The following is a 19,528-nucleotide window of genomic DNA, read 5'->3' as shown; positions in this document are numbered from 1 at the left end:
CTAATGTAGCAGTTGGATGCATCCGTCGTTATATATAGATATCAGAGCTTTTTATGAGATGGTTAAACGGCAGCGATACCGAAACCGTTACCCCAAAAAATCATGATGCCCCAAAATAGAAATACTAAAATAGCGATAATCATCAATGACTGTAGTACTAAACGTAAACCTGCTGCGCTTGAGCCTAGTTTGCCCGTCGTAATATAGTCAGTAAATACTGTCCACATCCCAACCCAAGCATGACCAGCTAGTGCAAGTACTGCAACCAAGCTGAATAGACGCATCGGTAGGCTGGTCATAAATGATGACCATTCAACGAAAGTGACATCACCATGGGTCAAAAAGAAGCCCAGCAATACCACACTATAAACGGCTAAAACAACAGCACTAATACGCTGAATAATCCAATCACGTGAGCCTGAACCTGTCAGACCAGTAGCACTTTTGATTCCTGAATCATTTTTTATCATTAGAACATCACCCATACAAATGACGCGACAACTAAAATCGCTGCAATCACAAAACTGACCATAGAGGCAGTGCGGCCAGATTTTAGCTCTTCGTTCATGCCCATATCAGCAAATAAATGTTTGATACCCATTACAAAATGATATGCAATGGCGGCAACAAATATCCATGCCAAAAAGCGCACAAGTACGTTGTCAAATACGGTCGCAAAACTCTCAGGCGATGCCAATGAGTTCTGTAGTATCCATAACATGACAGGAATCAATAAAAATAAAATAATGCCAGAGATACGATGCAAGATAGAGGCGATCGCGATCGGTGAGCGATTAACGCTAATCACTTGGCTTAAAGGCAGATCAATAGGTCGGTTGCTTTTCACAGCGGGCATCCTTTTGCGGTTATACTCCTGTATCTGCTATCAACGCCTGACATAAATAGTGCCAATTGAGCATTGAGCAACACACGAGACGAATAAAGTAAGGAAGAGCTAGCTGACTTCGTTTAGTTTGCGCTAAATATGAAGAAAGGATCATGTATATAAAGGTATTGATAGACTGTTCAATGTCGCTTGTCGAATCGACAGGCCTATCAAACAACCTATCTATTATACAACAAAGAAAATAAACATGAGTAACATCGACTAACCAGTCTATTTTAGAGGTCGTATGAATAGTAAGACAACGTTACTATGTCTTCTATATCAGAGCAAACCTTATATTAGGCACTCAAAATCTTGTGCTAAACAAATAAAAAAGATTGGTTAAGAAGAAAGTTCAAACCATAGAATGCGGTTTGGTCTATCGTAACATCAGACAATCGTAAACAAGCATGAATAGAAGACGCTCTGAACGACACTATAACATGGTCATTTATTAATTCGCGCAAAGCTAATGCCAGTTAATTCCTACAATTATAAAATGCCTGAGCAATAATTACAAATTTATCCATTCAGTAAGAATATATACATATTTAATCAATAAATGAATGGATAAGGATAATACTGGTTTTAACAGTGATTATTATGACAAACTTTAATCCGCTTACTAGGCATAGTCTGCCAGTTTTTGGTGTCATTATTTATGAGTTTTGTCTCTTAAATATATTTAGAAACCCAAAATATTGGCTCGATAATGCTGCTATAAACTTGCTCAAAAACAGAGGAATTTTAAGCAAAATAACCTGACAGACATATTTTGATACAAAAATTACAGCGAATAACTACCGCCACACCGCGCCAATTGGACACATGGTCCATAAAAGTTTTTTCAAATCATCAAGAATTGCTGCTAATATACCCTGCGTACTATAAATGAGTTGAATGCACTTTTACCGTTCAACCGACAATGACGCGAGGGTATGCGTCTGTAGTAATTTATTCTAACAAGTCAAACCAATGGAGAGCAATTTATGGCTGATACTAATGCCAAACTAACCGTGAATGGTGAAGAATACGAACTTCCTATTATTAAAGGTACTTTAGGGCGCCCAGTTATCGATATTGCTGCTTTACAAGAATCAGGATTTTGGTCTTATGACCCTGGTTTTAAAGTAACTGCTCCTGTTGAATCAAAGATTACTTATATTGATGGTGGCAAAGGCGAGTTATTACACCGCGGCTACCCTATCGACGAGCTAGCGAACAATGCTGAATACCTAGAAGTTGCTTATGCACTTTTACATGGTGACCTACCTACTGCTGAGCAAAAAGCAGAATTTTTTGAAAAAATCCGCGAGCATACTCCTGTTCATGATCAATTGCGTAAGTTCTTTGAAGGCTTCCGCCGTGACGCGCATCCAATGGCTATCATGGTTGGTGTTGTTGGTGCCTTATCAGCGTTCTATCATGAAGACCTAGACGTTAGCAATGAAGAGCATCGCGAAATCACAGCTATTCGTCTGATTGCTAAGATGCCTACGCTTGCTGCGATGAGTTATAAATACTCACAAGGCGAACCGTTCATGTATCCGCGTAATGACTTTAACTACGCAGAAAACTTCTTATACATGATGTTTGCAACACCTGCTGACGTAGACTACGAGAAAAACGACGTTATCACTCGCGCAATGGACAAAATCTTTACTTTGCATGCTGACCATGAGCAAAACGCTTCTACGTCAACGGTACGTTTAGCTGGTTCTACTGGCGCAAACCCTTATGCGTGTATCGCTGCTGGTATCGCAGCCCTTTGGGGACCATCACATGGCGGCGCGAACGAAGCTGTTCTTGAGATGCTAGACGAAATCGGTACTGTTGAGAACGTGCCTGAGTTCATGGAAAAAGTGAAGAGCCGTGAAGTGAAGTTAATGGGCTTTGGTCACCGTGTTTACAAAAACTTTGATCCACGCGCTCAAGTAATGAAAGAGACTTGTGATGAAGTACTAGAAGCACTAGGTATCAACGATCCTAAGCTTGAATTAGCAATGGCACTAGAGAAAATTGCGTTAGAAGACCCGTTCTTCATCGAGCGTAACTTATATCCAAACGTTGATTTCTACTCTGGTATCATCTTGAAAGCCATTGGTATCCCAACGTCAATGTTTACCGTAATCTTTGCATTGGCTCGTACTTCAGGTTGGATCAGCCATTGGTTAGAAATGCACAGTGCACCGTTCAAAATCGGTCGTCCACGTCAGTTATACACTGGTGAAACGCGCCGTGATTTTGTAAAAGTCGAAGATCGCAAGTAAGCAAAAATAATATTTATCCAATAAAAAATCCCGCCATCGTGCGGGATTTTTTATTGTCTTAACTCTCGTTATTTAATATTGATTGTTTTATGAGAAATGATGAATTCAATCAGTTCATAAAAATATAGTCAGTTACTGAAACTCTTTTAACGTTTGCTCATATTTGGCAATCTGCTCATCGTATCCTTCGATGGTTTCATTAAACTTAGCCATCAAAGCTTCAAACTCTTGTTGCTGCTTCTGTTTCATTTGCTGCATATCAACCACTTGTTGTGCTTCTATTTGCTCCCATACCTGATGCTGAATAATTAAACGGGCAAGAGCCGGACTTTTTGCACTTACTCTGCCAGCAATCTCTGCATGCTCAAATAACTGCGGAACCAACGTCGCCATATTGATTAATGTATCAGAATCCTCTGCGCTCAGCGGTGTTGTCACCGGTTGATATAAAGCGTCCATAGTTTGCTGATATCGCTCTATGATTTGATCCTCGGTCAACATAACAGGTTTACGCGGCTCAAGACTGATACGTTTTAACACCGTCAAATCACGCTCACCAACTTCAGTGCTAGTATTGACGTCAACCTCTGCATCTACATTTGAATTGCTGTCTATCGGGTCGATATCGATATTTGATGACGCCACTTCTTCAGAACTGGTAGCAGTAGTATTCGCGTTAGGAGCGGTATTATCGGTCGCTACTTCGTTATTACTATCTGTATTTTCACTATTATTAGTACTCAGTAATAATAGTTCCTCACTGTCTGACGCATCTGCCGCTTGCAATGACTCATATTCTGCTTGCAATCGTCTCTGTAAACTCTGTGCTTGTGCGACATATATAGGCTGAAATTGTTTTATGCGCGCCGCAGCTGAGTCACTTTTTGGCATAGGCTGACTGTCTTCTACGCTTGTTTTTTCACTGGTTTGACTGTCATCAGCTACAGGTGATGTGTCAGACTGCTGACAGCCTGTCAAAAACAACACTCCTGACAGTGCGGCTATAAGCAAAGTCGGTGGGTAGCAGGTATCAACATTAGGCTTTACTGACAAAAATTTAAACATGAGAGTATATATCCTTTGGTAAAGCAAAATTATTAAAGGGTAAATTACAATTGCGGTTCATTATTCTTTGATTTTTAGCGACACAACTAACTGTTAAATTGTCCAATATAGTTATCCAGTATTTATCCGACTGACCTGTATCTCAATTGCTATATAGTTTAATCGTTCTATAGCTCGGTTATGGCTTATCATAGCCAAGCTTAATCTTATTCTTGAAAACTAGATGACTGATGGATCATCAGTACCTGTTGCCTTAACAATAGGCTGCATCGTCAAAAATGGAATACAAGCTTCCAACTCTTGGCAGTTCTGACCACGCTGACGACGTACAAAATAGTCTTGAACCATGCGTGCTTGCTGCTCAATACCATACTTAAAAAATGATTTACCTGTTTCTAACACGTAGTCGTATTTTCGGTTGATAATTGCTCCGCGTACCACTTTTAAGCCTTGCTGTAACTGCCATACGTGCGTTAGCTCATGTATAAGCCAGCTTTGTTTGCTCAATGGAGCTTCGCTAAAATCCGTAATCCAATCGACTGAGTTAAAATAAATATTGCCATTGGGGCTGACTGCATAATGTTTTAGTACCCACCATGCTGTCTTTAACTGCACTTCGTCGAGTTTGATACTATTACCAAATACTGAATGCGCCAATGCTATCTCGCCAGCTGTCAGATAACGTGACTGCTGCTTGCCTATATCACTACGCAAGTAACGATTGAATAAGCGTTTAAGAGTCGGTTCAGACATCGTAAATGTAACACCTTATATTTGATAAGCTACATATTTGGTAAGCTACTTCTAATAGTTAATGGTCGCGATTGGCCAACCTTTGCCATCGATACGGTAAAGCTGTTAATAGTAGAGCCGTTAATATAGATGAATGATGAAAACTAAAGTGCTCCGGACACAAGCTATACGCTTAGTTAGCTTTCATTAACATATTTTTGCGTTAGCCTAGCGTGTATAACCTATAAAAAGTACCATACTTATAAACTAGCCTACTTTTACTGCTGATGTCTAATACTCATTGCCATTATAAAATTGCTGCGAAAATCATGCCAAACGTATACGAGTGTTAAAATCCAATGAGAATGGTGGAGTTAGCCTAGTATGCTGTTATTTAAATTTAACTATAAAGACCTTGCCGTTACTACCTTTGCAGCTAGTAAATAGCTTTTTTATTTTCCGATAGAGAGTCTTATGCCACCTAACTTCCACGCCGATACCCCACTTGCTCAGCGTATGCGCCCTACTTCTCTTACTGATATTATTGGTCAAGAGCATTTGCTGGCAGCTGGTGCACCGTTACGCTGTTTGGTAGAGCAAGGACACCTACCATCTATTATCTTGCACGGTGAAGCAGGTATTGGCAAAACAACCATTGCGATGTTGTTAGCCGATGCCGTTAATCGACCTTTTCATGCGCTCTCCGCGTTAAATACTGGTGTCAAACAGTTACGCGAAGTCCTAGATAATAAAGATTCGTTGGCGTTTGAATCACCTGTGGTCTTCATTGATGAAATTCATCGCTTTAATAAAGCACAGCAAGATGCTCTATTAGGTGCGGTAGAGTCTGGTGATATTACTTTGATTGGTGCTACCACTGAAAACCCATCTTTTAGTGTCAATAACGCTCTACTATCACGTTGCCAAGTATATCGTTTAGAGCCGTTAACACCTGAGCAGATAAGTACCGTGCTACAACGAGCGCTTTCAGAAGATAATATACTCAAAAAACTAACCGTCGACTTACAAGCAAAAGATACCATCAGTCAGCTGGCCCACGGTGATGCTAGAAAAGCGCTAAACTTATTAGAGTTAGCCATTCAAACAGCTGATGCCAAGCAGTCGCCAGTGATTATCGATGATGAATTGGTCAGCCGAGTGGCACAGACTGCTTTGGTAAGATATGACAAAGATGGTGAGCAGCATTACGATATTATCTCAGCGATGATAAAGTCAGTCCGTGGCTCCGATCCGGATGCGGCATTGTATTGGATGGCACGTATGCTCGTAGGCGGCGAACCTGCTGATTTTATTGCGCGGCGCTTGGTGATTTTGGCCAGTGAAGATATCGGTAATGCCAATCCTAATGCCTTACTCCTAGCTGATGCGGCATTGCGTAGTGTGCAATCTATCGGTATGCCAGAAGCGCGTATTATTTTAGGGCAAGTTGTGGTGTATTTAGCGACCAGCGCCAAAAGCAATAGCACTTATAAAGCGATCAATGCTGCAATGGCGTTTGCTGAAAAAGATGCCTCGCCTGTACCGCTACATTTGCGCAATGGCGTGACCAAACTGATGCGTAGTCAAGGCTATGGTCAAGGTTATGCTTACCCGCACGATTATCCCAACCATTACTATCCTCAAAGCTACTTACCAGATAGTTTGGTTGGTACCAGTTTCTACGAGTTTGCAGATAATCAGCGTGAGCAGCACAGTAAGCAATTTATGGACTGGCTAAAAGGCCAAGCTGCGAGCAATGATTAACCGTGATATAGATTAATAAAAAAGATGGTGCCTAGATTTATGAGTCAGTTTTAATGGTCATTGATAATATTTATGACTATTTTTGACATACTGAACGATATAGTGGGAAGATGGCGCAGCACATGACGCTGAAAAGCGTTAAAATAACCTCATAATGATATATACAAGCAATTAAGCAAGTCACTTTTATATCAAATTATATTGCTTATAGCGCGATTTACTTGACCGTAGTAGCGCTTTGCTTGACCGTAACAGCGCTTTGTATTATCTACTGCTACAATAAGCAGATAGAGCCCTATATTCTAAATGACACCTATTTATAAATAATAAAATATTGAGATTTACTATGAGTTTAAATGCAATCCCTGAGATTATCGAAGACATTCGTGCTGGAAAAATGGTCATCTTGATGGATGATGAAGACCGCGAAAACGAAGGTGATATCATCATGGCAGCGACGCATGTGCGCCCTGAAGATATTAACTTTATGATTACTCACGCGCGTGGTCTAGTTTGTTTGACCTTATCACAAGCACGTTGCCAGCAATTGGCACTGCCACTGATGTCAGATCGTAACGAGGCTAAATTTAGCACCAACTTTACTGTCTCGATTGAAGCGGCTGAAGGCGTCACCACGGGTATTTCTGCTGGTGATCGTGCACGTACTATTCAAGCGGCGGTATCTTCGTCAGCAAAGCCTGAAGACATCGTTCAGCCTGGACATATTTTTCCAATTATGGCACAAAACGGCGGTGTACTTCACCGTGCAGGTCATACAGAAGCGGGTTGTGATTTAGCACGTTTAGCAGGTCTAGAGCCTGCAGCGGTGATTGTAGAGATTATCAATGCAGATGGTACGATGGCGCGCCGTGACGACCTTGAAATATTTGCAAAAGAGCATGACATCAAGATAGGCACGATTGCTGACCTTATCAACTACCGTATCGCTAATGAGCAAACGGTCGAAGAGATTGAGTCACATCCTTTTGAAACTGAACACGGTACTTTTACGCTACATCGCTTCCGTGAGTTTGGGGCTGAAGAAACACATTTAGCCTTGGTAAAAGGTGATGTCAGCGAAGGCGTCAGCACTGTACGTGTACACGGTTTCCACCCATTACGCGATTTGTTTGCAGCTAAAAACGATATGACTGGCCGTAGTGGCTGGAGCGTACAGTCAGCACTAGAAGAAATCAGTGCTTCAGATCGTGGTGTGCTGGTATGGATTGGTAGCAATCAGCCAGTTGATTTAGGAGATGCGCTGGACAAAGCCGCAGACAACGAGTCGCAATCAACCATTACGCAACAGCCATATCGTAGTATCGGTGTTGGTGCACAGATATTACGTCATTTAGGTGTCCGTGATATGCGCTTATTATCATCACCAATGAAGTTTTTTGCATTGTCAGGTTTTGATCTAAATGTGGTTGATTTTGTTCATGCACCGCAACAAGACTAAAAACTGTTTAAGAGTTTAGTTGCAGAATGAGTGATAAAAAAGGCACGCTAACATTATGTTAGCGTGCCTTTTTTTGTTTTTAGATTTTAATTAAAGATAGCTTCTTCGAAGAAATGAATCATCGATTTATATAGAAACCAATCTAAAGCTCAGGCGTATGACCAAACTTGGCTTCCAGTTCTAGCAGCTGTTGACGCTCTGCCGCCGTCCACGGCAATTTGCCTTTTCCACCACTATCCAGACGCACTACCACTGCCTCTGCCGTAGCAACGATTGTTTCTTGTGCGGTACTATAATAACTATATTCCATCGCCATACTTGTATTGCCCAAACGCTTACAACGAACTCCTAATAATAACGTATCAGGATAGGTAACTGGTCGTAAATACTGACAGCTAGATTGGGCTAAAACAGTGACCATACTGCCATCAAACATACCTAGCGCATGCAAATAACTAATGCGTGCTGACTCAGCGTAACGATAGTAAACCACATTATTCAGGTGATTAAAGGCATCCATCTCTCCCCACTGTATAGGTTGATAATGAATAACAGGATAATGAGCTAATAATTCAGGGCGGTGTTCGTTTGTTGCATCAGACATAGATGCTGACTTTTCATTAAAATGGGTCATTGCTTACCTTACGTTTTATATTTTCTGTATTAACTATTGTGACTAGCTCTCATTAACGTTGCGGCTTGTCTAAGATTTCTGTCGTCAATAATGGCGTTGGTTTTGGTGCATGAGCGATCAACTGATTTAGCCATACAATTACTTCTGGTATGTCACTCGGTGCTTTCATTGTCTCAAGATTACTTTGACCATCGATTGGTTTTTTATCAGCTTGTACAATGCCAATCGCGCCAGCTTGTGCTGACTTTTTATTATCGCTAGTTGAAGCCTGAGGCACCAACGTTTTTAACTGTCTGCGTGCTTGCGTCAAATAGCTGACAAGTTGATCTTGCTTACGCATATTGCTGGCTTGGCTTGCTAGATTCAGTGTCATGATGACTTCATGGATAGTGAGCTGACGACGCGTTAAATTTGTATCACTAGTCGCTGAAGTATCAGTTGCTTTGAGCTGCTGTTTATTTTCAGTAGCTGCATCTACTAGCTCTCGACGCTGTAGATCCGTACCTTCGTAGCTACCAAGACGCTCATGACTGTGCAAAAATTCCTGAATATTTTGAATCGCCAGATTTTGTATTTGCCACGGGCTTGGCTGCGAGCTTTGGGCCTGCAGACGCTCAATATCTTTGAGCAAACTTTGCTTAATAACGATGGTTAACGCAGGCGCAATCTCATTACTGCTTTGCGACAACTGCCAATGTAGACCTCGCAATAACTCAATCGCCGCACTGTCATTACTATCTGCCAACAGTCTATCAGCCGCTTTGATTTGGATACGCAATAGGTCCAACTGATTCTGAGCTTGGCTACTAGCCTTAACTCTAGGCTCTGGCAGCGTCTGCTGACTCATGGCAAATAGACGATCGTCCATTTCGTTTAATCGACTGATTACTTGCTCATTACTCTGCAAACGATCGTTGACACTATGCTGAAAGCGCTGCTGACTAATATATAGCCACAATAATGCAGCGATCAGTAATAAGATAACCAGCCATTGCATCCGTAGCAGCAAAATATTTGCTTGCCGGCGCTGCTGAACAGTAGAAGGATTCTTAGATAAGGACTCAGAATTCATTGACATAAGGCAGTACCGTTATTGGTATAGATAAACATGTTTAAAGCAAATGAGGAGTTTAAGGTATTATATTTTGGAATTAATGGCTGAGAGAATCGTAGCTGGCGATAAATCCTCTACTCGCCAGTAGCTCAACTGCTGTGCGGCAACCATATTGGCAAGACGCTCCCCTAAGACAACGTAAGAAAAATCTTTTAGAGTAAGCGATAGACGCTGTGTTGTATCAGTCACTGCATCAGAATTTTGCTCTTTGTTTATTATCTTTGATTGGCCATCATTTACGATATTTGACCAATGCTCAAAAGCCGCCGCACTGCTGATTACGACAATTGGCTTTGGCTGCTTTGGTAGGGCAATATCTGACGTAGTACTATGAGTAAGAAATGCTTGTTGCCACTGCTGATATTCAGCCATTGCATCGATAGGCATTGTACGCTCGTACCAAGCAATACTATCGATATGTACACCGCGCGCCTGCAATGTATCAACCAATAATCGTCGTCCACCAAGCCCGCGCCATATCAGCAATTTATCGCCTGCTTGTAAGTTATCAATTTCAGGCATTGCTAGCATGCCTTCGTTATTGGCAGTCTCAGGCTGAAGTATTTGATAGTCTGTTGTATTTATACGCACCTGACTGAACTCTGCCGCCGTTGCTTCACCAACCGCAACCAGAGGACTAGGTAATGATAAACCTTCTGACAATCTCTGCGCATAACTGTCTGTCGTTTTGTATTCGCACTCTTTAAATTCATGTTCAAGTGATTGCCAAGCGACTAGCCCTGAAGCTGCCGCAGTTGGACTGACGATAACAAGCGCTTTGTACTCCCCCGCCATCCACTGACGCATTAATGTAATATCTAGATCAGTTGTTGGACGTGGTCGTAGCGTCAACATTGGCATTTCAATCACTGTCAATCCTGCCGCTTGCAAATGCTGCGTCAACGGTGCTGCTCGCTCTACTGGGCGAGTATTAATGACAATTTGCGGCACGACTTTTAACTTCTCATTAGCATAATTTTTATGAGAAGTTGTGTATGTAGATTGATTTGGCATTGATGACATAGGTATACCATGACAAAAAACGAATGAAAAAGGCTTAAGTATACAAAAATGGCTGATGCTTAGATCAGTCTATCCTGCGATTAATCAAACCTATAGCAACTGTACTTGTACTACTCAGGCTTATAAATGGCTGACAAAATATCTCCTGCGCCATCAGCAAGTAGCATTTCTGCGACATCGATACCCAATTGGTTGGCTTGGGCTTCTTGCTCGGCTTGTGTCCCAACCAACGTAGCTCGTTTGTCCGCCTTCAACAATTCACTACCATCAGCCTGACCCACTCGACCGCGTAGCCACAGCACATTCCCGCTGTCGTTATTGCCATTATCACCATTGTTATCATTATTAACACTGGTTTCTTCAGCTGTCTGCAGAACTGCATAAGCGGCGATCGGTACTTGGCAGCCGCCCTCTAAATGACGGTTCAGAGCACGCTCAGCGATAAGTCGAATACGAGCTTTATCATCATTGAGTGGTGCAAGCAATTTAAGGACTTCCTCATCGCCTTCACGGCATTCGATTGCTAAGGCACCTTGCCCAACTGCAGGTAGGCAAGCTGCAATGTCAAGCTCACCGCGTATTCTCTCGTCCAACTCAATACGTTGCAAGCCGCTCGTTGCCAGAATAATGGCATCATATTCACCTGCATCCAGCTTGCCCAAACGAGTGCCGACATTGCCGCGCAACGTTTTGATTTGCAGGTCAGGACGATAGGCTTTGATCTGGCATTGACGACGTAAACTCGATGTCCCAACGACTGCGCCTTGTGGTAGCTCATCAATACTATTATAAGTATTAGAGACAAAGGCATCTGTTGGTGAGGCGCGTTTACAGTAGACGCCTAATGTGAGGCCTTCGGGAAGCTGCATGGGTACATCTTTTAGCGAGTGCACTGCAATATCGGCTTGTTTATCATACAGCGCTTGTTCAAGCTCTTTTACAAACAATCCTTTGCCACCGATTTTGGCCAAAGGTGTGTCCAAAATCTTGTCACCCTTAGTGACAATTTTCAGTAAATTAATCGTCAGATTAGGATACAACGCCAATAAACGATCGCGAATATGCTCAGCCTGCCATAAGGCTAAAGGACTTTGACGTGTGGCGATATTTAAAGTAGTCAAAACAGGTTGCTGCGGATTGCTCATAAAGGGCCTCAATAAGTTCGATACTAATACTATAATGGCTATAGTCCCTATGTCAGTACTGTTCATCTTTATACTGAATAATATCGATATTACTCGATAGGGTAAATTTGCCAAAGAATAGGCAACTCAAATGATTAATAGTAGATGCTGACGCAAAAAAATACCCCTATTTAAGCATAAATAAGGGTTTGATGATATGGAATGATTGGTCGCTATCCAGGACAGCCTATTACATGCTTTGGATTTTATCACGTAAGGCAGGTAAGTGACGACGACTGACCGCTAGCGTCTCATCAATACCTTTAAAACGTATCTGATACTGGCCTGCATCCAAAGTTTCTAAAAAGTCCAAATAACTAAGATTGATAATGGCATTGCGATGTACTCGGAACAGACGATCATCAAATTCTTGCTCTAACTCTTTTAGCGTTTCATCAATCAATACCATGCCATCTTTGTGACGCACTTTGACGTATTTTTGATCTGCTGCAAAATAGTAGATATCTTTTAGTTTAATCAGTTCAACACCGCGATGCGTACGAGCAGCGATATGTTCACGTATCGGACGTGCTGTCGGGTCTTCAAGCTTGCGAATTTCGTTCAGTTGAGCAGCATTTAGGTTCTTTGCTTTGTTTAATGCCTCTAGTAGCTCATCTTTGTTCGCAGGTTTCAACAAATAGCCAATTGCATTGGCTTTTAACGCTGCGATCGCATAATGGTCGTATGCCGTCACAAATATAATCGCTGGTGGATGCTCAAGTTTGGCAAGTTCTTGAGCACAGCGTACTCCGTCCATTTCAGGCATTCGGATATCTAATAATATAATATCTGGCTGCTGGGTTTTTACAGCGACGATGGCTTCTGCACCTGTTGTGGCCTGAGCAACTACCTCATGGCCTGACTCCTGTACAATTCTCACCAAGCGCTCACGCGCTAGGGGCTCATCATCACAAACTACGATACGCATGCAAACTCCCATCCAAGGACATACTTAATATTTTTTTCAATAGTATTACGGCTATATTAGCACTCATTATCAATCACTTAGAATATAAAATCTAAATTATTTAATAAGATTTTGACAAAAACTACCAATTTTTATAGCGGACAATATACTCCTGCTATCGGTAGATTTTATATGGTGTAATTGTGTTTCACGGTAGTTATGATATTACTGATTCGTACTCATTATTTATCAAACATAAATTATGACGTCTATACATGGTGATGCAATAAGTATGCCACATAGGCTTTTAAGAGTTGAAAAAATGAAGAAAGCTAATAAAGAACAGTAGGTTATAAACCGACGTCTTGTAGAGGATAGTCGATGATAGTGATAATTTGAGTGCTGGCTACCGAGCTTTGAATGTCAGCACTTTGTCCAAAATGGGCGCGCAAACGATCAGCTTGAATATAGAAATTCATATGCTGGCGCAAATCATGATTGATAATTAATGTCTTTTTGGGAAGCGCAACATCAATCATAATTTTAACTCGGTGTTGTTCCCACGTGACTTCGATATTAATGCAGATAGTTTCTGTCGTCATCTCTACCACATTGAGCAGTATTTTCTCTAGCACGCTTTGTAGCGTTAGTGCAGTGATAACCATGTCATACATGATATCTTCTTCAGGTAACGTCCAATTGACTTCGAGCTTGTCTGCTAAACGACTAGATTCGATTGCCAAATAATGCTCACAAAGATCAACTTCTTCTTCAAAGCTAATCTCGCGTGTACCACTAAAACTAGCGCGGAATAGTGCAGAGACGTGCTGTAATAAGTCAGCGGCTTTTGGCGGGTTTGATTCAATCAGTGATACGAGTGTGTTGATAGTATTAAAGAAGAAGTGCGGTGCCGTACGGGCTTTTATCAGGTCGTTTTGTGCAGTCAGTTTATATTCAAAAGACAGCTTTAGCGCATTAAGCTCACGGTAGCTGCGCAGAAAATATAATAAGAACACAGCAGTAAAACCACCGGTAAGCACTGTGTTGAAAAGCAAATTAATGACAAAAGCTTGACGGTTATACTCCATCCACCCTAGATTGATCATAACCAAAACCACCAACACCATAGAGACCGTGGCAGAAAACATCATGAGCATGACAATACGCAAACTCACACTAGGAATGCTCGCGTTTTTGAAGACAGGACGCAAATAATCGACCAAATATAGTGCGGGAATAACTGTCAGTGCATTTTGTATCACGCGAGAAAAAAACTTGATAATAAAATCAGACCAGCCTGATAGACCATGGCGCTCAATCACCGTCAAAAACAGTGACCAAAAAAAGATATATGTCAGCCACTGCCAAGGCCTCATGATTTCCATGAGTTTAGGAATAAAAAACTCTAAGCGTGTAGCTAGTAAGGCAACCTCATCATTTGCTATACTCGAGTTCTTATTCTCTTGACTTGTCTTGTACCGATATGAACGCCAATTCTTCAAAACCTAGTAATCCTGAATCAAGTAAAAGTTCATCTGACTCTGATTTTAGCACAGATGCTTCTATAACAAGTACCACAACGCAGACTGCGCCTGCTAGTAGCCAAGGTCAACAAATGTGGGGCGGGCGCTTCAGTGAAGCGACAGATAGCTTCGTTGCTGCCTTTACTGCCTCTGTAGGATTTGACCAACGCTTTGCTCGTCACGATATTCAAGGCTCGATTGCGCATGCAACGATGCTAAAAGAATGTGACATTTTAACTGCTGATGAAGTTGCCAATATTATTGATGGCCTGCAGCAAGTATTGCGCGAGATTGAAGCGGGTGAGTTTAACTGGTCGATCGCTCTGGAAGACGTGCACATGAATGTCGAGTCACGTTTGACTGACATTATAGGTGCCGTTGGTAAAAAGCTACATACTGGACGTAGCCGTAACGATCAGGTAGCCACAGACATTCGCCTATGGTTGCGCGAAGAGACTGATAATATTATTGAGTTATTAGTACGCTTACAAAGTGGCTTGCTTGATTTAGCTGAGCAACATACTGATACTATCATGCCAGGCTTTACTCATTTGCAAACGGCACAGCCTGTTAGCTTTGGGCATCACGTGATGGCATGGTTTGAGATGTTGTATCGCGATACCGAGCGTCTTGTCGATGCACGTCGCCGTATCAATCAGATGCCACTTGGTAGTGCAGCGCTTGCTGGTACGACTTTCCCAATCGATCGTACCATCACTGCCGAACTACTAGGTTTTGAAGGTATCTGTCAAAACTCACTCGATGCTGTTTCGGACCGTGACTTTGCGATTGAGTTTACTTCAGCGGCTTCTATCTTGATGATGCATATGTCGCGTATGAGCGAAGAGATTATTCTTTGGATGTCAGCACAATTTAATTTTGTGCAGATACCAGATCGCTTCTGTACGGGCTCATCGATCATGCCGCAAAAGAAAAATCCTGACGTACCGGAGTTGGTACGCGGTAAAGCGGCACGCGTCTTTGGTCAGTTGATGACTTTGCTTAGCCTAATGAAAAGCCAGCCACTCGCCTACAACAAAGACAATCAAGAAGACAAAGAGCCTTTGTTTGATTGCGTTGATACGTTGACAGGTTCACTATTAGCGTTTGCTGATATGCTACCAAATATCACGCCAAACGTCGATGCCATGCGTGCCGCGACGATGAAAGGCTATGCGACTGCGACTGACTTGGCAGATTACCTAGTACGTCAAGGCGTGGCATTCCGTGACGCTCATGAAGTCGTTGGTAACGCTGTTGCTTTAGGCATCAAAGAGGGCGTTGATCTAAGTGATTTGTCATTGGCACAGCTACAGCAATTTAGCGATGCTATCGGTGAGGATGTCTTCGACTATCTAACGCTAGAAGGCTCATTAGCAGCTCGTGACCATTTAGGTGGCACTGCACCAAACCAAGTCAAGCAAGCGGTGATCAATGGCCGTGCTCGCTTAAAAGCCTTTGCTTAATCATTAATTTGCAAATAACAGCCAACTTGCTAATTTAAATTTGACACCCGCTATTTACGCGGGTGTTTTTATTTGTCCTATGACCTTTACTGGTTTGGCCAATGTCATTATCAAAATATCAATAGCTTTGAAAATTCAAATAAAAAGGCTGAACGTGGATAATATTTGTCATACACCAACTACCAGAGACTGTATAACAAATGGATAGAGGTCTAACGATATACATTAGTACCCTTTGCTAAATCTACCAAGACCGTTATCATAGACTCATATGATATTTGATTTAACCACTTAATATAATGAATAAGGAATGCCTTATGACTGAGACTTTTAATCCTCAAGCAAATACTGTGTTTTGCCGTAAATATAAGCAAGATTTACCAAAGATGCCGCATCCACCCTTCCCTAATAAAAAAGGTCAAGAGCTGCAAGAGACCGTATCTGAAAAGGCGTGGAAAGAATGGCTTGAGCATCAAACGATGCTTATTAATGAGAATCACCTAAGCATGATGGATCCTGCTGCTAAAAAGTTCTTAATAGAGCAGCGTGATAAGTTCTTAGACAACGAAGACTATGAGCGTGCACAAGGCTGGACACCAGAAAGTTAGTATTTACTAGCTTTCTACTAGCTACATTTAGTAGACCTCTTGCAAAAGTCATAGTCTAAGCTCGGAATTAATGATACCAGCAAATAGCTTCATTCTAAGATCGTAGCGCTGACGACGGTTGCGATATTTATGAGCCACGATTTTAAACAACTTGATTAAGCCTATTTTGTGCTCAACCACAATACGGAACTTTGCCAGATATTGATTGGCCTGTTTGCATATCTCCAATAACTGACCACCACGAGGTTTCTTAAATGGTGTGAAAGTTTGGTTATGTAGCTTTGCTAACCCTTGATAACCACTGTCTGCTAGATAGTTAGTATTCTCAGGTAACCAATCAGGACAAGTATCTTTATACAGCTTAAAATCGTGGATTGACCCTTTACAGGTTTGCACATCAAGTATCAAACCAGTTTGCCAATGAACGATAACCTGCGCTTTTAAGGTATGTTGTTTCTTCTTGCCACTATAGTAGTCTCTCTGGTTTTTTTTGGACGCTCAATAGGGGTTTCGGTGGCATCGACAATGACGACTGACCAATTGATGTCCTCATCGACACGACTAGGCAGCTTTTTGGGCAATTCAAACTTACCAAAGTCAATCAGTGTGTCTTCTACTTTACGAATGATACGGCTAGCAGAAGACTCATGAATACCAAAGTCCATACTGATATGATAAAGCGTGCGGTATTCACGCCAATAAGTCAGGGCTAGTAGTATCTGCTCCTTAAGACTGAGCACACTTGGTCTACCTGATTTGGTCTTAGATGCTTCATGCTTTTGCATGGCCTCAAGCATGTCATAAAAGGTGGCTTTATGAATGCCAGTGTAGCGTTTAAAACCAGCGTCACTTTGTTTGAGTAGCTTATCTATGTTTGGCATATCTATTAAGTAAGTAGAGTTCAATAATATACGTTGTGTCTTACAACTACTTTTGCAAGAGGTCTAGTAATTATAAAAAAACGCGCTTACTTTAGCGCGTTTTTTTATTATAAGGTGAAGATCACAGTCATTCCTAGCAGCCTTCATCACTATCTGACGTTTCAAGATCATTGGCTGACAATGTACTAACTTGACGAGCAGCCAATCGGTCATTGGCTTCTTGCACCGCTTTTTCGACCATCGCATAGTCTGAATGACGCACGTCCTGCCCACTGATATAGTTAATGACTAGCTCTGCGACATTTTGTGCATGGTCACCGATACGCTCTAGCGATCGTAGTATCCACATAATATTAATGACTTTTGATACATGGCGTGAGTCTTCCATAATATAGGTCATCAAGGCACGAATGGCTGACTGATATTCGGTATTGACCACGCTGTCATTACGCATCACTTCAAACGCTTGCTCCGCATTCGATTGACTAAAAGCTTCTAGCGAGTTGTTTAGCATTAGACGAACTTGATTGCTCAAGTGCTGAACCTCAGCATAGCCGTATGCTGAGTTGCCTTCTGCCGCAATTTTACTGGCCATTCGCGCAATCTTTACCGCTTCATCGCCGATACGTTCTAAATCAACCACACCTTTACTGATTGACATGACTAAGCGCAAATCACTGGCTGCTGGCTGGCGCTTGGCGACCAATAACAAAATGTGCTCGTCGAGTTCGACTTCCATTCGATTGATATCGAAGTCCATATCGATGACTTTTTGCGCCAGTGTTTCATCTTTATCGATCAGAGCATGAATAGCTTTGGCCACTTGGTTAGCCGCGCTATCACCCATGTATAAAAATAAACGGATGGCTTCATCAAGATCTTGGTCAAAACTTTTGGAGATATGCTTATCACTTTGCATGAGAGGTATTCCCTAGAATCTATATTTTAATAGCGCAGTGTGCTTGTGAAGTTAGAAAGTCGGCTTATGACATGCTAATCAGCTTTGTCTGCTTGTACCGACTTCAATCTCAATCAATATTAGCCATAACGACCTGTAATATAGTCTTCTGTCGCGGTTTGGGTAGGTTTGGTGAATATCTGATCGGTCTCACCCATTTCAATCATGTCGCCCAAATACATATAGACTGTGTAGTCAGATACGCGTGCTGCTTGCTGCATATTGTGAGTGACGATAGCGATGGTATAGTCGTTTTTCAGATCTTCGATCAAATCTTCGATAGCACCCGTTGAGATAGGATCCAACGCTGATGTCGGCTCATCAAGCAACAGCACTTCAGGCTTGGTCGCCACACTACGAGCGATACACAGACGCTGCTGCTGGCCACCTGATAATGACAATCCCGATGCTTTTAGCTTGTCTTTCACTTCTGGCCATAGCGCTGATTTTTTCAGTGCCCACTCGACGCGATGATCCAGCTCGTCTTTGCTTAATTTTTCATACAGTCGTACACCAAAGGCAACATTGTCATAGATTGACATCGGGAACGGCGTTGGCTTCTGAAAAACCATACCAACTTGTGCACGCAGTAAGTTCACATCGATGTCTTTACCCAAGATGTTTTTGCCATCTAGATTGATATTGCCCTCTGCACGCATACCTGGATATAGATCGTACATGCGGTTAAAGGTACGCAGTAGCGTAGACTTGCCACAACCTGAAGGACCAATAAAAGCGGTCACTTTTTTATCCGCGATATCGATATTGATGTTTTTTAATGCCTGAAAGTCATCGTAATAGAAGTTTAGATCTCGAACTTCCATTTTTGCAGCAGGCATGTTTTTAGGAATATCTTGAATCGTTTGTTTATTAAAATCAGCAGTGTTTGGTTGCTGAGCTTGGGCGCTAGTAGACATGGGTCTATTTAATAGGCTGCCTGTTGCCGTATTAAAGTTGTCAGCAGTCGTGTTCGTACGGACGTTGCTTAGGACATCATTCATAATATTTCAACCTAGCTCAATTAATTTCATATAAGTTTAAGTAAATGCTTAAT

At 41.9% G+C, this 19,528-nt stretch carries 18 protein-coding genes and 1 pseudogene; 5 read left to right on the top strand and 14 right to left on the bottom strand.

The window, feature by feature from the left end; translation table 11 throughout:
- Positions 1-62: 62 nt before the first annotated feature.
- Together sdhD and sdhC are read right to left on the bottom strand one after the other, a co-directional pair.
- Positions 63-467: a succinate dehydrogenase, hydrophobic membrane anchor protein gene (gene sdhD / locus ACS8FA_RS15615; protein ID WP_057762261.1), complete on the bottom strand. Its 405-nt coding sequence runs from the start codon at positions 465-467 to the stop codon at positions 63-65.
- A 2-nt stretch (positions 468-469) separates the two neighbouring features.
- A complete protein-coding gene (gene sdhC, locus ACS8FA_RS15610; protein ID WP_082624524.1) occupies positions 470-856 on the bottom strand; it encodes a succinate dehydrogenase, cytochrome b556 subunit in 387 nt (128 codons plus the stop codon).
- A gap of 1,019 nt (positions 857-1,875) precedes the next feature.
- Between sdhC and gltA the strand changes: the two genes are divergently transcribed.
- Positions 1,876-3,156, top strand: coding sequence for a citrate synthase (gltA, locus tag ACS8FA_RS15605; protein WP_057757851.1), 1,281 nt, complete (start codon positions 1,876-1,878; stop codon positions 3,154-3,156).
- 132 nt (positions 3,157-3,288) lie between these two features.
- On the opposite strand, the gene ACS8FA_RS15600 is transcribed toward gltA, so the two are convergent.
- Both ACS8FA_RS15600 and ACS8FA_RS15595 read right to left on the bottom strand, forming a co-directional pair.
- The gene (locus ACS8FA_RS15600; protein ID WP_439267280.1) at positions 3,289-4,221 is read right to left on the bottom strand and encodes a hypothetical protein; all 933 of its coding nucleotides are present in this window, start codon (positions 4,219-4,221) and stop codon (positions 3,289-3,291) included.
- Positions 4,222-4,440: 219 nt separating this feature from the next.
- Positions 4,441-4,974, bottom strand: a complete 534-nt coding sequence (locus ACS8FA_RS15595) for a type IV secretion protein Rhs (RefSeq protein ID WP_439267281.1) — start codon at positions 4,972-4,974, stop codon at positions 4,441-4,443.
- Positions 4,975-5,427: 453 nt separating this feature from the next.
- Between ACS8FA_RS15595 and ACS8FA_RS15590 the strand changes: the two genes are divergently transcribed.
- Positions 5,428-6,717, top strand: coding sequence for a replication-associated recombination protein A (locus ACS8FA_RS15590; RefSeq protein ID WP_439267283.1), 1,290 nt, complete (start codon positions 5,428-5,430; stop codon positions 6,715-6,717).
- A gap of 346 nt (positions 6,718-7,063) precedes the next feature.
- On the top strand, positions 7,064-8,176 hold the full coding sequence (ribBA, locus tag ACS8FA_RS15585) for a bifunctional 3,4-dihydroxy-2-butanone-4-phosphate synthase/GTP cyclohydrolase II (protein ID WP_057757842.1): 1,113 nt from the start codon (positions 7,064-7,066) through the stop codon (positions 8,174-8,176).
- 142 nt (positions 8,177-8,318) lie between these two features.
- On the opposite strand, the gene ACS8FA_RS15580 is transcribed toward ribBA, so the two are convergent.
- From ACS8FA_RS15580 to ACS8FA_RS15555, 6 genes are all read right to left on the bottom strand, one after another.
- Entirely contained in the window at positions 8,319-8,810 is a 492-nt protein-coding gene (locus tag ACS8FA_RS15580) for an acyl-CoA thioesterase (protein WP_439267285.1), read from the bottom strand.
- Positions 8,811-8,862: 52 nt separating this feature from the next.
- Positions 8,863-9,888, bottom strand: coding sequence for a hypothetical protein (locus ACS8FA_RS15575; RefSeq protein WP_371547986.1), 1,026 nt, complete (start codon positions 9,886-9,888; stop codon positions 8,863-8,865).
- A 60-nt stretch (positions 9,889-9,948) separates the two neighbouring features.
- Positions 9,949-10,947: a uroporphyrinogen-III synthase gene (locus ACS8FA_RS15570; protein ID WP_371547984.1), complete on the bottom strand. Its 999-nt coding sequence runs from the start codon at positions 10,945-10,947 to the stop codon at positions 9,949-9,951.
- Positions 10,948-11,057: 110 nt separating this feature from the next.
- Positions 11,058-12,092, bottom strand: coding sequence for a hydroxymethylbilane synthase (hemC, locus tag ACS8FA_RS15565; protein ID WP_371547982.1), 1,035 nt, complete (start codon positions 12,090-12,092; stop codon positions 11,058-11,060).
- 229 nt (positions 12,093-12,321) lie between these two features.
- Positions 12,322-13,059 carry a LytR/AlgR family response regulator transcription factor gene (locus ACS8FA_RS15560; RefSeq protein WP_102078269.1) on the bottom strand — a complete coding sequence of 246 codons (738 nt, stop codon included), beginning with the start codon at positions 13,057-13,059 and terminating at the stop codon, positions 12,322-12,324.
- A gap of 329 nt (positions 13,060-13,388) precedes the next feature.
- Complete coding sequence (locus ACS8FA_RS15555) at positions 13,389-14,423, bottom strand: histidine kinase (protein ID WP_227522887.1); 1,035 nt, start codon at positions 14,421-14,423, stop codon at positions 13,389-13,391.
- Between the two features lie 230 nt (positions 14,424-14,653).
- Between ACS8FA_RS15555 and argH the strand changes: the two genes are divergently transcribed.
- Both argH and ACS8FA_RS15545 read left to right on the top strand, forming a co-directional pair.
- Entirely contained in the window at positions 14,654-16,027 is a 1,374-nt protein-coding gene (gene argH, locus ACS8FA_RS15550) for an argininosuccinate lyase (RefSeq protein ID WP_439267289.1), read from the top strand.
- A 317-nt stretch (positions 16,028-16,344) separates the two neighbouring features.
- On the top strand, positions 16,345-16,635 hold the full coding sequence (locus ACS8FA_RS15545) for an oxidative damage protection protein (protein ID WP_201579278.1): 291 nt from the start codon (positions 16,345-16,347) through the stop codon (positions 16,633-16,635).
- Between the two features lie 48 nt (positions 16,636-16,683).
- Here the strand turns inward: ACS8FA_RS15545 and ACS8FA_RS15540 are convergent.
- The 4 genes and pseudogenes from ACS8FA_RS15540 to pstB form a co-directional block, all read right to left on the bottom strand.
- A pseudogene (locus ACS8FA_RS15540) lies at positions 16,684-17,067 on the bottom strand (transposase family protein); the annotation flags it as partial.
- 8 nt (positions 17,068-17,075) lie between these two features.
- Positions 17,076-17,516, bottom strand: a complete 441-nt coding sequence (locus ACS8FA_RS15535) for a transposase family protein (protein ID WP_522901981.1) — start codon at positions 17,514-17,516, stop codon at positions 17,076-17,078.
- A gap of 133 nt (positions 17,517-17,649) precedes the next feature.
- On the bottom strand, positions 17,650-18,435 hold the full coding sequence (gene phoU / locus ACS8FA_RS15530; RefSeq protein WP_439264523.1) for a phosphate signaling complex protein PhoU: 786 nt from the start codon (positions 18,433-18,435) through the stop codon (positions 17,650-17,652).
- Between the two features lie 119 nt (positions 18,436-18,554).
- Positions 18,555-19,391 carry a phosphate ABC transporter ATP-binding protein PstB gene (pstB, locus tag ACS8FA_RS15525; protein WP_101204716.1) on the bottom strand — a complete coding sequence of 279 codons (837 nt, stop codon included), beginning with the start codon at positions 19,389-19,391 and terminating at the stop codon, positions 18,555-18,557.
- Positions 19,392-19,528: the final 137 nt, after the last annotated feature.

This window comes from Psychrobacter sp. 1Y1 (assembly GCF_051847395.2).
GTDB lineage: Bacteria > Pseudomonadota > Gammaproteobacteria > Pseudomonadales > Moraxellaceae > Psychrobacter.
The sequence above is the reverse complement of the archived record's forward strand: the minus strand, read 5'-3'. Positions and strand labels throughout refer to the sequence as shown.

What these genes read in the sequence shown, in the direction of transcription:
- sdhC (WP_082624524.1), bottom strand. Translation starts at nt 856, where the DNA reads ATGCCCGCTGTGAAAAGCAACCGACCTATTGATCTGCCTTTAAGCCAA.
- gltA (WP_057757851.1), top strand. Translation starts at nt 1,876, where the DNA reads ATGGCTGATACTAATGCCAAACTAACCGTGAATGGTGAAGAATACGAA.
- ACS8FA_RS15600 (WP_439267280.1), bottom strand. Translation starts at nt 4,221, where the DNA reads ATGTTTAAATTTTTGTCAGTAAAGCCTAATGTTGATACCTGCTACCCA.
- ACS8FA_RS15595 (WP_439267281.1), bottom strand. Translation starts at nt 4,974, where the DNA reads ATGTCTGAACCGACTCTTAAACGCTTATTCAATCGTTACTTGCGTAGT.
- ACS8FA_RS15590 (WP_439267283.1), top strand. Translation starts at nt 5,428, where the DNA reads ATGCCACCTAACTTCCACGCCGATACCCCACTTGCTCAGCGTATGCGC.
- ribBA (WP_057757842.1), top strand. Translation starts at nt 7,064, where the DNA reads ATGAGTTTAAATGCAATCCCTGAGATTATCGAAGACATTCGTGCTGGA.
- ACS8FA_RS15580 (WP_439267285.1), bottom strand. Translation starts at nt 8,810, where the DNA reads ATGACCCATTTTAATGAAAAGTCAGCATCTATGTCTGATGCAACAAAC.
- ACS8FA_RS15575 (WP_371547986.1), bottom strand. Translation starts at nt 9,888, where the DNA reads ATGTCAATGAATTCTGAGTCCTTATCTAAGAATCCTTCTACTGTTCAG.
- ACS8FA_RS15570 (WP_371547984.1), bottom strand. Translation starts at nt 10,947, where the DNA reads ATGTCATCAATGCCAAATCAATCTACATACACAACTTCTCATAAAAAT.
- hemC (WP_371547982.1), bottom strand. Translation starts at nt 12,092, where the DNA reads ATGAGCAATCCGCAGCAACCTGTTTTGACTACTTTAAATATCGCCACA.
- ACS8FA_RS15560 (WP_102078269.1), bottom strand. Translation starts at nt 13,059, where the DNA reads ATGCGTATCGTAGTTTGTGATGATGAGCCCCTAGCGCGTGAGCGCTTG.
- ACS8FA_RS15555 (WP_227522887.1), bottom strand. Translation starts at nt 14,423, where the DNA reads ATGGAAATCATGAGGCCTTGGCAGTGGCTGACATATATCTTTTTTTGG.
- argH (WP_439267289.1), top strand. Translation starts at nt 14,654, where the DNA reads ATGTGGGGCGGGCGCTTCAGTGAAGCGACAGATAGCTTCGTTGCTGCC.
- ACS8FA_RS15545 (WP_201579278.1), top strand. Translation starts at nt 16,345, where the DNA reads ATGACTGAGACTTTTAATCCTCAAGCAAATACTGTGTTTTGCCGTAAA.
- ACS8FA_RS15535 (WP_522901981.1), bottom strand. Translation starts at nt 17,516, where the DNA reads ATGCCAAACATAGATAAGCTACTCAAACAAAGTGACGCTGGTTTTAAA.
- phoU (WP_439264523.1), bottom strand. Translation starts at nt 18,435, where the DNA reads ATGCAAAGTGATAAGCATATCTCCAAAAGTTTTGACCAAGATCTTGAT.
- pstB (WP_101204716.1), bottom strand. Translation starts at nt 19,391, where the DNA reads ATGTCTACTAGCGCCCAAGCTCAGCAACCAAACACTGCTGATTTTAAT.